The organism is Azospirillum sp. A23 (assembly GCF_042938965.1).
In the GTDB taxonomy this organism is placed as follows: Bacteria; Pseudomonadota; Alphaproteobacteria; order Azospirillales; family Azospirillaceae; genus Azospirillum; species Azospirillum melinis.
In genome coordinates this window covers 406,683-420,954 of sequence record NZ_CP170668.1, presented here as the reverse complement: position 1 = coordinate 420,954, position 14,272 = coordinate 406,683, and the positions used below count along the sequence as shown (strand labels likewise).

Annotated in this window: 8 protein-coding genes; 5 read left to right on the top strand and 3 right to left on the bottom strand. The window is 68.5% G+C overall.

Annotated elements, in window-relative coordinates; genetic code table 11:
* Positions 1-2: 2 nt before the first annotated feature.
* Together ABNQ40_RS32265 and ABNQ40_RS32260 are read right to left on the bottom strand one after the other, a co-directional pair.
* Positions 3-2,861, bottom strand: a complete 2,859-nt coding sequence (locus ABNQ40_RS32265) for an FAD-binding and (Fe-S)-binding domain-containing protein (RefSeq protein WP_109049983.1) — start codon at positions 2,859-2,861, stop codon at positions 3-5.
* A 54-nt stretch (positions 2,862-2,915) separates the two neighbouring features.
* Positions 2,916-4,592, bottom strand: coding sequence for an L-lactate permease (locus ABNQ40_RS32260; RefSeq protein ID WP_109049984.1), 1,677 nt, complete (start codon positions 4,590-4,592; stop codon positions 2,916-2,918).
* A gap of 477 nt (positions 4,593-5,069) precedes the next feature.
* On the opposite strand from ABNQ40_RS32260, the gene ABNQ40_RS32255 reads away from it, so the two are divergent.
* The 3 genes from ABNQ40_RS32255 to ABNQ40_RS32245 all read left to right on the top strand — a co-directional run bounded on the left by ABNQ40_RS32255 (position 5,070) and on the right by ABNQ40_RS32245 (position 11,239).
* On the top strand, positions 5,070-5,840 hold the full coding sequence (locus tag ABNQ40_RS32255) for an FCD domain-containing protein (protein WP_098735201.1): 771 nt from the start codon (positions 5,070-5,072) through the stop codon (positions 5,838-5,840).
* Positions 5,841-6,023: 183 nt separating this feature from the next.
* Positions 6,024-7,445: a sigma-54 dependent transcriptional regulator gene (locus ABNQ40_RS32250; protein ID WP_109049985.1), complete on the top strand. Its 1,422-nt coding sequence runs from the start codon at positions 6,024-6,026 to the stop codon at positions 7,443-7,445.
* Entirely contained in the window at positions 7,442-11,239 is a 3,798-nt protein-coding gene (locus ABNQ40_RS32245; RefSeq protein ID WP_247879797.1) for a response regulator, read from the top strand. Before ABNQ40_RS32250 ends, ABNQ40_RS32245 begins: the two co-directional genes overlap by 4 nt.
* A gap of 46 nt (positions 11,240-11,285) precedes the next feature.
* Here the strand turns inward: ABNQ40_RS32245 and ABNQ40_RS32240 are convergent, their stop codons facing one another.
* A complete protein-coding gene (locus ABNQ40_RS32240; protein WP_109490942.1) occupies positions 11,286-11,531 on the bottom strand; it encodes a hypothetical protein in 246 nt (81 codons plus the stop codon).
* A 264-nt stretch (positions 11,532-11,795) separates the two neighbouring features.
* On the opposite strand from ABNQ40_RS32240, the gene gltA reads away from it, so the two are divergent.
* Together gltA and ABNQ40_RS32230 are read left to right on the top strand one after the other, a co-directional pair.
* Positions 11,796-13,127, top strand: coding sequence for a citrate synthase (gene gltA, locus ABNQ40_RS32235; protein ID WP_391349190.1), 1,332 nt, complete (start codon positions 11,796-11,798; stop codon positions 13,125-13,127).
* A gap of 46 nt (positions 13,128-13,173) precedes the next feature.
* A complete protein-coding gene (locus ABNQ40_RS32230) occupies positions 13,174-14,187 on the top strand; it encodes a hypothetical protein (protein ID WP_109051713.1) in 1,014 nt (337 codons plus the stop codon).
* Positions 14,188-14,272 lie beyond the last annotated feature (85 nt).

The window sequence follows — 14,272 nt, the reverse complement described above, 5'->3', positions numbered from 1 at the left end:
GTTCAGAAGGCCGGTTCCGCCACCCGCGCCGTCGCCTCGGCCTTCGCCGTTGCGCAGGCGTCGACCAGATAGACGATGGACCGGTAGGGAACGCCCGCCTTGTCGGACAGGCCGATCTCGCAGGTGCGGCTGGTGGAGTAGCCCGACGCGCAGCCTTCCGGCACCGTGGCCGGCAGGTGGCGCAGGGCGTGGGCGTTCAGTTCCGGCGTGGTGAAGCCCTTGTCTCCGGCGAAGCCGCAGCAGCCGACATCGGGCGGAACCACCACGGTCGCGGCGCAGGCCTTCGCCACCGCTGTCAGCGCGCCGTCCAGCCCCATCCGGCGGGTGGAGCAGGTCAGGTGCAGCATCACCGGTTCCGCCGTCTTGGCGATGTCCAGGCGGGGCAGGGCGAACTCGCCGAGGAACTCCGCCACGTCGAGGATGCGCAGCCCCGCGTCGGTCAGCCGCTTCTTCAGCCGCAGGGCGCAGGGGCTGGTGTCCATCACCACGGGATAGCGGCCGCCCCGGCTCGCCTTCGACAGGGCCGCCAGCATGGCGTCGGCCTTGGCGTCGGCGGCCTCGATCAGCCCCTTGCTTTCCAGCGGCATGCCGCAGCATTGGCCGTCCGCGGCTTCCGGATAGAGGATGCGGAAGCCGGCCTTGCGCATCACCGATTCGACGACCTCGGGCAGCGGGCGTTGCTGGGGATCGCCAGAGGCCGGACCCATGGTGCGGCTGACGCAACTGGGGGCGTAAACCACCGTCGGCACGTCGTCGTCGGTGACCGTTTCCGCCTTCGGCGAGAAGGTCGCGGCGGTCGGCAGGCTGCGCGGCAGTGAGGGTAGTTCGCCGCCGGTCAGCACGCGCGCCGCGGCTTCGGCGACCCCATGTCCGACCGTGCGGCGGGCGAAATCGGCCAGACGCAGGCCGGTGCGGGCAAGACCCAGCGTCCCTTCCATATGGTCGGCGACCAATGCCCCTGCCTTGCGGGCCATGGCACCGCGGCGTTCGCCGCGCATGGATTTGATCAGCAGCCCGGTCTCGATCCCCACCGGGCAGGCGGTGGCGCACAGGCCGCAGGCGGCGCAGGTGTCGATGCCCTGGTAATCGTAGGCGGCGGCGATCTCGGCCAGACGCCCGGCATCGTCACCGGTGGCCTCCAGCCGCGCCATCTCGCGTCGGCCGACGATGCGCTGTCGTGGCGACAGGGTGAAGCGGTGGGACGGGCAGGTCGGTTCGCAGAATCCGCACTCGATGCAGGTGTCGACCAGTGGGTCGGCCGGCGGCAGCGGCTTGAGGTTCTTCAGATGGGCCTGCGGGTCGCCGTTCAGGATGACGCCCGGATTCAGCAGCCCGTCGGGGTCGAAGAGATCCTTGATCTCCTTCATCAGCCCATAGGCCTGCGGACCCCATTCCATCTCGACGAAGGGGGCCATGTTGCGGCCGGTGCCGTGCTCCGCCTTCAGCGAGCCGTCATAGCGGGTGACCACCAGCTCGGCGACATCGTCCATGAAGCGGCGGTAGCGGTCGATCTCCGCCTGGGTGTCGAAGGCCTGGGTGAAGACGAAGTGCAGGTTCCCTTCCAGCGCGTGGCCGAAGATGATCGCCTCGCGGTAGCCGTGGCGCTCGAACAGCGCCTGCAATTCGCGCGTCGCGTCGGCCAGTCGGGGCAGGGGGAAGGCGACGTCCTCGATGATGACGGTGGTGCCGGTCTGGCGGATGGCGCCGACCGCCGGGAACAGGCCCTTGCGGATCTTCCAGAAGCCTTCGCAGGCCTTGGCGTCGGTGGTGAAGCTCGTATCGCCGATGGTGACGCAGCCGGCCAGCACCGTGGCGATCTCCGCAACGTTGGCGTCGAGCGCCGTGGCGCTCTCGGCACGGGTCTCCACCAGCACGGCCGCCGCCTCGGGGCCGAAGCTGCGGATCTGCGGCGGCATGCCCGGTTTGTCCTGGATGGAGCGGAGCGAGGCGCGGTCCATCAGCTCGGCGGCGTCGACCGGGGCGGCCTTCAGCAGGGCCACCGCGCGGCAGGCCTCGGCGATGTCGGGGAAGAACAGGAGCGCGCTGGCCTTGTGCGGATGCTCCGGCACGGTGCGCAGCGTGATGGTGGAGATGAAGCCCAGCGTTCCTTCCGACCCGATCATCAGGTGCTGGAGGATGTCGACCGGGTCCTCGTAATCCACCAGTGCGTTCAGGCTATAGCCGGTGGTGTTCTTGATGCGGAACTTGTCGCGGATGCGGGTCGCCAGCGCCTCGTCGGCGCGGGTGCGGGAACCCAGCGCCGCCAGCCGGTCGAGCAACGCACCATTGCTTTGCTGGAAGGCACGGCAGCTGGCCGCATCCGCGGTGTCCAGCACCGTGCCGTCGGCCAGCACCAGCCGCATCGACTCCAGCGTGCGATAACTGTTCTGCGCGGTGCCGCAGCACATGCCGCTGGCGTTGTTGGCGGCGATGCCGCCGATCTTCGCCGTGGCGATGGAGGCCGGATCGGGGCCGATCTTGCGGCCCAGCGGGGCGAGGCGGCGGTTGGCCTCCGCCCCGATCACGCCGGGTTGCAGGGTGACGGTGGCCGCAGCCGGACCGATGGTGCAGCCCCGCCAGCCGTCCCCCAGCACCACCAGCACGCTGTCGCTGACCGCCTGGCCCGACAAGCTGGTGCCGGCGGCGCGGAAGGTCACCGGCACGCTGTGCCCGCGGGTGATGCGCAGCAGCCGCACCACCTCCTCCTCCGTTTCCACCAGCGCCACGATCTTCGGGATCAGCCGGTAGAAGCTGGCGTCGGTGCCGTAGGCCAGCGTGCGCAGCGGGTCGGTGACCAGCCTTGCCTGCGGGATGACGGACTGAAGCTCGGCCAGCACACGGTCGTAAGGGGCGGGCAGCATTGGCGGCAGCTCCTGCTTGGGGGAGGAGGACGTGGAGGTGAAGGGACAGGCCGCTTAGCGGCCGATCACCATCAGGGTGAAGGGCCAGAGATAGGCCTGCGCCATCACCAGCAGGCCGACCAGCGCGGTCAGCGCCAGCGAGTGCCAGATGACGAAGCGCAGGATCTTGCCCTCATGCCCATGCCACTTCGTGGCGACGGCGGCGACGACGATGCTCTGGGCGTCGATCATCTTGCCCATCACGCCGCCCGAGCTGTTGGCGGCGGCCATCAGCGTCGGCGGCAGGCCGAGCTGTTCCGACGACACCTTCTGCAGGCTGCCGAACAGCACGTTGGACGCCGTGTCCGACCCGGTCAGCGCCACGCCGAGCCAGCCCAGGAAGGTGCCGAAGAACGGGTAGAGGAAGCCGGAGTTGGCAAAGGCGAGGCCCAGCGTGGTGTCGAGGCCCGAGTAGCGGGTGGTGTAGCCGAGCGCCAGCATCGCCGAGATGGTCAGCAGCGAGTTGCGGATGGCGTAGAGGGTGCGGCCGTAGGTCTTCACCATCTCGACCGGCGAATAGCCCATCAGGAAGCCGGAGATGACGGCGGCGATGAAGATGCCGGTGCCGGTGGCGGACAGCCAGTTCAGGGTGTAGACGGCGGCCTCCGGATGGGCCTTGGCCACCACCGGGGGAACGCGCATCACCATGTTGTGCAGGCCGTCGATCGGGAACTTGAAGATCGACACGCCGTCGAGGAAGGCCTTGACCTCGGGGATGCCCCACAGGAAGACGAGAACGCTGAGGATCGCCCAGGGCATCCAGGCGCGGCGGACGTCCGCGGCGCTGTAGCCGTGGCTGCGGCGCGCCTCGCCCTCGACCACGGCGGCGCCGGCGGACTGCGTCATGGCGGAGGCCCCGCCGGCGGTGTGCCAGATCGCCTTCGGGTGCCAGACCTTCAGGAACAGGGTGACGCAGACCAGCGAGACGATGGCGGCGGCGACGTCCACCAGCCAGGGGCCGTGATAGTTCGACACCAGATACTGCGGGACGGCGAAGGAGACGCCGGCGACCAGGATGGCCGGCCAGATCTGGATCATGCCCCGCCAGCCGGCGAAGGCGACGATCAGCCAGAAGGGCACCAGCACCGAGAAGAACGGAAGCTGACGGCCGATCATCGCCGACAGGTCCAGCAGAGGCAGGCCGGTGACCGCCGCCAGCGCCAGCACCGGCGTGCCGAGCGCACCATAGGCGACCGGGGCGGTGTTGGCGATCAACGACAGGCCCGAGGCAGCCAGCGGGGTGAAGCCCAGCCCGATCAGCATGGCGCCGGTGACGGCGACCGGCGTGCCGAAGCCGGCGGCACCCTCGAAGAAGGCGCCGAAGCAGAAGGCGATCAGCAGGAGCTGGAGCCGGCGGTCGTTGGTGATGCCGGTGATGCTTTCCTGCAGGATCTTGAACTGCCCGCGCTGCTCGGTCAGGTGATAGAGGAAGATGATGTTGACGACGATCCAGCCGATCGGCAGCAGACCGTAAGCCGCACCCAGCAGCGCGGTCTTTCCCGCCATCGCCACCGGCATGCCGAACACGGCGACGGCCACCGCCAGCGCCGTCGCCAGACCCAGCAGGGCCGCGCGGTGCGCCTTCATGTGGAAGATGCCGAGACCGCCCAGCATCACCAGGACCGGCAGCGACGCGAACAGCGTCGACAGCCAGATGTTGTTCATCGGGTCGTAGACTTGCGACCAGCTCATCGTCAGGGGTCTCCTTCTCGGGGAGTGATGTCGGTCCGAACGGTGTCCCGGGAGAAGGAGAGCCGATTTTGCACGCATCCTGCCTGCCCGCGCCTGGAGGACGGCGCGGGAGGAAGGCCGGATGTCGGCAAAGCGGAAGCGTTCACCGCCGCCGGGGTCTTGCGGCCCCGATGCTCGCGGTGCGGATGCGCCCTTGCGGGTGCTGGTCCGTCCTGTCCCGGTACTTTGTGGATGCACTTTCCGCCCCGGCCGGTTTGGGGAAAGCCCCTTGCCAGTCCGGCGGCGATGGACATCTCTTATCCATACGGTGCAAGTTGGATAAAATATTTTACCAGACTGTGCAATGGCTGAATCGTTTGTCAGCCGACCAACTTTGGTAGGGGGGTGCGACCCTGCCGGTCGCCGCCGCTCTGGACGACTGTTGCGTCCATCGCTATTGAAGAGGATCGGGACGCACAGGGAGAGGCCGCCCACCCAATGCAGGGGACGATCAAACCGGCCAAGCTGGCCGACGCCATTGCCGAGCATCTGGAACGGCTGATTCTGGAAGGCGCGCTGCGTCCGGGGGAAAAGCTGCTGGCCGAACGCGAGCTGGCGGTGAAGCTGGACGTATCCCGCCCGTCGCTGCGCGACGCCATCGCCAAGCTGGAGGAGCGCGGCCTGCTGGTCAGCGGGCGCGGCGGCACCCATGTCGCCAGCTTCCTGTCGCAGATCGCCGATCCGCTGATGACGCTGATGCGCAACAAGCCGGACGCGTCCTTCGACTATCTGGAGTTCCGCCGTTCCATCGAGGCGGCCGCGGCCGGGCTGGCGGCGCAGCGAGCGACCGACCTCGACCGCGACGGCATCCGCACCATCGTCGCCCGGATGCAGGCCGCCCACGGCAAGGACGACAGCTCGGAAGAGGCGGATTCGGACGCCGACCTGCATCTGGCGATCTACGAGGCGGCGCACAACGTCGTCATGCTGCACATCATGCGGACGCTGTCCGACCTGCTGCGCAACGACGTGTTCTACAACCGCACTGACCTCTATTCCCGGCCGGGCGTGCGCGAGCTGCTGCTGCAACAGCATCTGGCCATCGCCAATGCGGTGCTGGACGGCGACGCGGATGCTGCGAGTGCGGCGGCCGAGGGCCATGTGGAATTCACCTTGCAGACCCTGCGCGAGATCCGCGAGCACAATGCCCGCGTCCAGGTCTCGCTGCGGCGGATCGGGCGGACCGACCTGATCGACAGCGGGGTGTGAGACGACCCGGACCGTTCCGGACCTCTGCCCGGCGGGGCGTTATGGCGAAGGTACTATGTCTGTGGGCTTGCCCTGACTGGCGGCAAGCTCTTGGCCGGGTTACACTGTGGCATTGCTCAATGTCGCCGCCTGCCTGACTGGACTTGCCTTATCCACTCTGCCCGAGTGCCGCCCTTGTCTTCCTTGTCCACTTCCAAGAAGCGCCGGATCCTGCTGATCGAGGATACGGTCCCGCTCGCCAAGCTCTACATCGAGTTCCTGCGCGCCGATGCGCACGAGGTCGTGCATTGCACCCGCGGGGGCGAAGCGCTGGACGCGGCGGCCGCCTCGCCGCCCGACGCGGTGATCCTGGACCTGAAACTGCCGGACATGGACGGGCTCGAGGTGTTGCAGGCGCTGCATGCCCGCGACGCAAGCGTGTCTGTGGTCATCATCACCGCCCATGGCTCCATCGATCTGGCGGTGGAGGCGATGAGGCTCGGCGCCTTCGATTTCATCGTGAAGCCGTTCAACGCGGACCGGCTGAACCTGACCCTGCGCAACGCGCTGGAACGGCGGACCCTGGCCCGCATGGTGGAGGGATACCGCAAGGATCTGGACCGCGGACGCTTCCATGGCTTCATCGGCAGCTCGCCCGAGATGCAGGCGGTCTACCGCACGATCGAGAGCGTGGCCGCCAGCCGGGCCAACGTCTTCATCACCGGCGAAAGCGGGACCGGCAAGGAGGTGGCGGCTCAGGCCATCCACCGCGCCAGCCCCAGGCGCGACGGCGCCTTCGTCGCGCTGAACTGTGCTGCGATCCCCAAGGATCTGCTTGAATCGGAGATCTTCGGCCATGTGAAGGGCGCCTTCACCGGTGCGTCCGGCGACCGGCCGGGTGCGGCGCTGCTGGCCGACGGCGGCACGCTGTTCCTGGACGAGATCTGCGAGATGCCGTTCGATCTGCAGAGCAAGCTTCTGCGCTTCGTCCAGACCGGCACGGTCAACCCCGTCGGCAGCGGCCGGGAGGAGCGGGTGGATGTGCGCTTCGTCGCCGCCACCAACCGCGATCCGCTGGCGGAGGTACAGGCCGCCCGTTTCCGGGAGGATCTCTACTACCGCCTGCACGTCATCCCGCTGGCCCTGCCGCCGCTGCGCGACCGCGGCGATGACGTGATCGAGATCGCCCGTTCCTTCCTGTTCGACTATGTGCGGGAGGAGGGAAAGGCGCTGGCGGCCTTCACGCCGGAGGTGGAGGCGAGGCTGCGCGCCCATGACTGGCCGGGCAATGTACGGCAATTGCAGAACGTTATCCGCAATGTCGTGGTCCTGAACGACGGGCCGCAGGTCACCCTGGACATGCTGCCGCCGATGGCCGGCCCGGATGGCTCTGCGGCCTCCTGCGCCGCCTGCGGTTCGCCGTCCGCCGATCTGCCGGAAGGGGACGACGCCGTGCAGCCGTTGTGGCAGGTCGAGAAGGAGATGATCCGGAAGGCGCTGCGGCTGACCGGCGACGATGTGCCACGCGCCGCCCTGATGCTGGAGATCAGCCCCTCCACCATCTACCGCAAGCTCCAGCAGTGGCGTATCGCCGACGGCCGCAGCGCCGGGGAGACGGCTGCGTGAGTGCGGATCCGGTCGAGGGGCCGGTGCCGGCGGCCCTGCCGCCCGATGAGGGTGGCCGGCTGGCGGTTCTGCACTCCTACTGCATCCTCGATACGCCGCCCGAGCCGGGGTTCGACAACATCACCCGGCTGGCCCAACATTTCTTCCGGACCCGCATCGCGCTGGTGTCGCTGATCGACCGCGACCGCCAGTGGTTCAAGAGCCGCGCCGGGCTGGAGGTGACGGAAACCCACCGCGACTTCGCCTTCTGCGCCCATGCCATTCTGGACGACGGCGTGCTGGTGGTGCCCGACGCGACCAAGGACCGGCGGTTCGCCGGAAATCCGCTGGTCACCGGCGACCCCTACATCCGCTTCTATGCCGGCGCACCGCTGGTGGCCGACGGGCGGAAGCTGGGGACGCTGTGCGTCATCGACGACAGGCCCCGTGACGGCTTCGATGCCCGCGAGGCGGAGACGCTGGCCCAGCTCGCCCGGCTAGTGGTGGACGAGATGACGCTGCGCCGCGAGGTTACCCGGCGCGAGCGGGCGGAAGCGGAGCTGCGCGACCGGTCGCGCCTGCTGAATCTCGCCGAGGAGATCGGCCAGTTCGGCCACTGGTACATCGACTTCGTCACCGATGCCCGCCGCTGGTCCGACGAGGTCTATCGCATCCTGGGCCTGCCGCCGCAGCAGCAACAGCCGACCGTCGAGCTGTCGCGCGCCTGTTACCACCCCGACGACCGCAAGCCTCTGGCCGATCTGGTCGAGCGTGCGCGGAAAACCGGCGAGGGGTTTTCAATCGAGGCACGCGTCCTCCGGCCCGGCGGGGCGCTGCGCCATGTCTTCATCCGCGGCATGGCCGAATGCGGCGACGATGGCCGGCCGGTCGGCCTGCTCGGCGTCGTCCAGGACATCACCGACGCCAAGCGGGAGGAGGCGGAGCTGCGGTCGAACCGCGAGCTTCTCGACCTCACCGTCCAGGCGACGCGGGACGGCATCTGGGACTGGAACCTGGAAGGCGGTGGGATCTGGTTCTCCCCCACCTGGAAGGAGCAGCTCGGCTACCGCGACTGCGAACTGGCAAACAGCCTGGACATGTGGGCCGGCCTGATCTTCGAGGAGGACCGGATCGCCGCGCTGGAGATGGTCCGCGCCTACAATGCCGGGCTGATCCCGAAATTCGAGGCGGTGCAGCGCTTCCGCCACAAGCAGGGCCACACCGTCTACATCCTCAGCCGCGCCATCCACATCCGCGACGCCGAGGGGCGCGTCGTGCGCATGGTCGGCGCCCATACCGACATCTCGCGCGACAAGCTGACGGAAGAGGAGCTGAGGCTCGCCAAGCAGACGCTGGACGATGCGATCGAAGCGGTGCCGGAGGGGCTGGCCTATTTCGATGCCGACGACCGGCTGATCCTGTGCAACGAGCGCTATCGCGAAGCCCATCCGCTGACGGCGCCGCTGATGGTTCCCGGCCGCCCGTTCGAAGATATTCTGCGCGCCGCCGTGGCGAACGGCGAGTTCGCCGGCAATCCGGACGGGCCGAACGATGAAACCTGGATCCAGGCCGAACTGGCCCAGCACCGCAACCCCGGTGCGCCGTTCGAGCGGGAACTGCCCGACGGCCGCTGGATCGTGGTGGCGGAGAACCGGACCAGCAACGGCTCGCTGGTCTGCACCCGCACCGACATCACCGAACGCAAGCGCTTCGAGGCGGAGTTGCAGCGCCAGGCCGCCGACATGTGCGCGCTGGCCGAAGGGCTCGACGCCGCCCGCGAGGAGGCCGACGCCCTGCGCGCCCGTGCCGAGGCGGCGACCCAGGCGAAATCGGAATTCCTGGCGGCGATGAGCCACGAGATCCGCACGCCGATGAACGGCATCCAGGGCATGACGGAGCTGCTGTTCGACACCCCGCTGACCGACGAGCAGCGCCAGTTCGCCCAGGCCATCCGCAGCTCGTCCAATGCGCTGCTGACCATCATCAACGATATCCTCGACATCTCCAAGCTGGAGGCCGGCCGGGTCACCATCGAAACGCTGCCCTTCGACGCCGCCGATCTGGTGGAAGGGGTGGTGGAACTGCTGACGCCCCGCGCCCACGAGAAGGGGATCGAGATCGGCTTCTACATCGATCCGCTGCTGCGCCGCACCCTGCTGGGCGATCCGACGCGCATCCGGCAGATCCTGGTCAATCTGGTCGGAAACGCGGTGAAGTTCACCGACCAGGGCTCCGTCGCGGTGGAACTGGAGGTGCTGGACGCCACCGACGCCCATCTGGTGCTGCGCATCACCGTCACCGATACCGGCATCGGCATCCCCGCCGAAGCGATGCCGACCCTGTTCAACAAGTTCCAGCAGGTGGACGGCTCGATCACCCGCAAGTTCGGCGGAACCGGCCTTGGGCTGGCGATCTGCCGTCAGCTGTCGGAACTGATGGGCGGCAGCATCGCGGTGGAAAGCAGCCTGGGCATCGGCAGCCGTTTCCTGGTCGACCTGCCGCTGGCCCTGTCGGAAGAGGCTCTGCCGCCGGCCGAACAGCCGCTGGCCGGGCGCAGCGTGCTGGTGGTGGACGATCTGGCGGTGAACCGCCGGGTCCTGGCCTCGATGCTTGACAGCCTGGGTGCCCGGCCGACCTGTGTGGAGAACGGGCCCGACGCGCTGGAGGCGTTGCGGCGCGGGGCAGCCGGCGGCCGTCCCTTCGACGTGGTGCTGGCCGACCAGACCATGCCCGGCATGGGCGGCGATACGCTGCTGGCGACGGTCGCCGGCGATCCGGCGCTGATCGGGACGCGACGCGTGCTGATCGTCACGCTGGGTCCGGCGGTGCGCAGCGAAAGCGGACCGGCGCCCGGTTTGGCCCATGCGATCCTGAACCGTCCGCTGCGCCAGAGTTCGCTGGCCGCCTGCCTGACCGGGCTGTTCGCCGCTGCGGCCCCCGCCGCGTCTGCCGCTCCGCCGGCCGAAGCGAAGGTGGAGGACGTGCCCCGCCGCGGCCGCATCCTGCTGGCGGAGGACAACCGCACCAACCAGCTGTTCGCCACCACCCTGCTGCGCCGGCTGGGCTACACGGTGGAGGTGGCGGAGGATGGCGAGCAGGCGGTGGCGGCGGCCTGCCGCGGCGGCATCGATCTTGTGCTGATGGATGTCCAGATGCCGGGAATGGACGGGCTGGAGGCTGCCCAGGCGATCCGTGCGCGCGGCGGCGCGCTGGCCGCCCTGCCCATCATCGCCCTGACCGCCGATGCCATGCCCGGAACGCGCGAACTGTGTCTGCGTGCGGGGATGAGCGATTATCTGACCAAGCCGATCAGCCGCGCCGGCCTGCTGTCCGCGCTGGATCGCTGGATCGGCACGGCGGAGCCGCCGGCCGCTGCGGCGGAGGCGGGCAAGGGGAGCGATCGGGGCAGCGCCGCCGGGAACGATGACGGCAGCGGCGAGGACGGCGAGGCGCTGGACGAGGCGGTGCTGGACGATCTGGTGGAAACGGTGGGCGCCGACAGCCTGGCGCTGATCGTCGACAGCTTCCTTGAAGATGTCTCGCACCGGCTGGAGCGGCTGTCGGCGATGGATGATGCCATGCCGGCCGGCACCGTCGACCTGCGTGCGCTGGCCCAGGAGGCGCACGACCTGTCCAGTCTCGCCGGCAGCTTCGGCGGCATGGCGGTCATGCATATCGCCTGGCGCATGGAGGTTCTCTGCCGCAACGGCGACAGGGATCAGGCGGCCCGGCTTCTGCCGGTCCTGTTGCGCGAGGCCGCGCGGCTGGAGCGGAGCTTGCGCGAGCGCACCGGCGTGCCGCGGCCAGTGGTGTGAGGCCGGCGGGCTGAAGCCGGTGCGCCGCGACTGTCCGGAACCGGCGTCAGCCGGTGCCGGGCTGGGTCGAGCCGTCGGTGTCCTCCGCCCGCTCCCGCAGTTCCTTCGACGACAATCCGGCCGGGGTGGCGTCCTGCAACGTGCCGTCGCCCGGCGTCTTCGTCATGTCCTCGCGCGGGGAGCGCTCGCCGGCCGGGGTCTGGTCATGGGTGTCCGCCCCGGATATCGCACCGGATTTCTTCGGCTGGGGCATTCCTTCGGAGGGGGTGCGCGTTTGAGGCGTGTCGGTCATGATGTCCTCTGCTATCTTCTGCCTCTGCAATCTTCCGGAGGAGTCAACGACCAGGATGGGTGCGTGTTCCGCATCCGGCCTATCCTTCGGAGGGTTGAAGGAAGACGTCTCCGTCCAAGGAGACCGGGAGAAGACGGCGCGGCGCCCCGCAGGGTGCCGAAGCGCGCAGTCCCAGTGCGTGCCAAAGTCGGGCCAACCACCAAGGTCCGGCAGCGGAGGCCGCGAGCCGCCGCCCAGCCGGCCAGCAAGGAGTGTGAAAAGGTCATGGAATCGAGCAAGCACACGCCGCATGGCGATGTGACCCAGGTCGGCACCGTCACGCTGACCGACGACGCCACCGGCAAGACTTTGAAGCTGCCGCTGCTCGGCGGGTCCACCGGTCCCAACGTGATCGACATTCGCAAGCTCTACGCCGAAACCGGCTATTTCACCTACGACCCCGGCTTCACCTCCACCGCCGCCTGCGATTCGGCCATCACCTACATCGACGGCGACGAGGGCGTCCTGCTGCACCGCGGCTACGCCATCGCCGACCTTGCCGAGAATTGCGATTTCCTTGAGGTCTGCCATCTGCTGCTGAACGGCGAACTGCCCAACCCGCAGCAGAAGGCCGATTTCGAGCGCACCATCACCTACCACACGATGGTGCACGAGCAGCTGGCCAAGTTCTACAGCGGCTTCCGCCGCGACGCCCACCCGATGGCGATCATGTGCGGCGTCGTCGGTGCCCTGTCGGCCTTCTATCACGACTCCACCGACATCTTCGATCCGGTGCAGCGCAAGATCGCCGCGCACCGCCTGATCGCCAAGATGCCGACCATGGCCGCCATGGCCCATAAATACACGGTCGGCGAGCCCTTCATGTATCCGCGCAACGACCTGTCCTACGCGGAGAACTTCCTGTACATGACGTTCGGCACGCCGTGCGAGGAATGGAAGGTCGATCCGGTCCTGTCGGAAGCGATGGACAAGATCTTCATCCTGCATGCCGACCACGAGCAGAACGCCTCGACCTCCACCGTCCGTCTGGCCGGCTCGTCGCACGCCAACCCGTTCGCCTGCATTGCGTCGGGCATCGCGGCCCTGTGGGGTCCGGCCCATGGCGGCGCGAACGAGGCCGTGCTGAAGATGCTGGAGGAGATCGGCTCGGTGGAGCGTATCCCCGAGTTCGTCCGCCGTGCCAAGGACAAGAACGACAGCTTCCGCCTGATGGGCTTCGGCCACCGCGTCTACAAGAACTACGATCCGCGCGCCAAGATCATGCGCGAGACCTGCTATCAGGTTCTCGACCGCCTGGGCATCCAGGACGAGCCGCATCTGGCCATCGCGATGGAGCTGGAGAGGATCGCCCTGTCGGACGAGTACTTCATCGAGAAGAAGCTCTATCCGAACGTCGATTTCTACTCGGGCATTATCCTGAAGGCGATGGGCTTCCCGACCAGCATGTTCACCGTGCTGTTCGCGCTGGCCCGCACCGTCGGCTGGATCAGCCAGTGGAAGGAGATGATCGAGGATCCGGCCCAGAAGATCGGCCGTCCCCGCCAGCTCTTCACCGGCCACGCCGCCCGTCCCTTCGTCCCGTTGGACAAGCGTTGACCCCACACCATCGGCCGCCCCCTCTTCGAAAGGAGAGGGGCGCACCGTGACCCAATCTCTCCAACTGGGCCTGTCGGTCGCCATCGTGGCGGTGACCGGCGGGACGCCGCGCGTCGTGACGGTGCGCAGCGGCTTTGCCGTGCCGGACAACCACCGGCGCGGCGACGAGCCCTTGCCACATCGTGACGCGCTGCCCGGCGCGCCCTTCGAACCCGATCGCTTCCGCACCTTGCAGGACGGTGTCCGCGCGGTGGCGGAGGGACTGTCGGGCCTGGCGCTCCGCTATGTCGAGCAGCTCTACACCTTCGGCGACCGTTACCGCGACCCGCACGAGCTGTTCGGCGGGCCGCGCTCGGTCGTGGTCGGATATCTGGCGCTGGTCCGGGACGGCCCCCTGGGCGGTGGCGGCTCGGCCGAATGGCGTGATCTCTACGACCATTTCCCGTGGGAGGACTGGCGCGACCAGCGCCCGCCGCTGCTGGATGGCGTGATCGCCCCGGCGCTCGGCGGCTGGATCGCCTCGGCACCCGACGAGGAGACCCGGCTGCGCCGGGCCGAACGCGCCCAGATGGCCTTCGGCCTGGACGGTGCCGACTGGGACATGGAACGCGTGCTGGAGCGGTTCGAACTGCTTTACGAGGCCGGGCTGGTGGTGGAGTCCTTCCGCGACCGTGATCTCGCAGCCCGGATCGACCCGTCGGTGTCGGCCGGCGGGCCGATGCCGCGCGCGCTCGGCCGGCCGATGGCGCGCGATGGCCGGCGCATCCTGGCAACCGCGCTGGAGCGACTGCGCGGCAAGCTGCGCTACCGCCCCATCGTGTTCGAACTGCTGCCGCCGACCTTCACCCTGCACCAGCTCCAGCTGGTGGTGGAGGCGCTGTCGGGTGAGCGGGTGCACAAGCAGAATTTCCGCCGCCTGATGATCACCGGCGGCTTCGTCGAGCCCACCGGCCAGTATGAAAGCCAGACCGGCGGCCGACCGGCCGAGCTGTACCGCTTCCGCCGTCAGGCCATCCACGAACGCACCAGCGCCGGTGCCATTCCGTCCGCGGACGGATGAAGGGAAATCCACCGGAAACGTCGACGCGCGGCATTGGGCGCAGTTGTCAACGGTCGGCTGCAAGGGGATACTGGTGGAACCGTTT

Coding starts and splice junctions, on each gene's coding strand:
- ABNQ40_RS32265 (WP_109049983.1), bottom strand. CDS start 2,861: ATGCTGCCCGCCCCTTACGACCGTGTGCTGGCCGAGCTTCAGTCCGTC.
- ABNQ40_RS32260 (WP_109049984.1), bottom strand. CDS start 4,592: ATGAGCTGGTCGCAAGTCTACGACCCGATGAACAACATCTGGCTGTCG.
- ABNQ40_RS32255 (WP_098735201.1), top strand. CDS start 5,070: ATGCAGGGGACGATCAAACCGGCCAAGCTGGCCGACGCCATTGCCGAG.
- ABNQ40_RS32240 (WP_109490942.1), bottom strand. CDS start 11,531: ATGACCGACACGCCTCAAACGCGCACCCCCTCCGAAGGAATGCCCCAG.
- gltA (WP_391349190.1), top strand. CDS start 11,796: ATGGAATCGAGCAAGCACACGCCGCATGGCGATGTGACCCAGGTCGGC.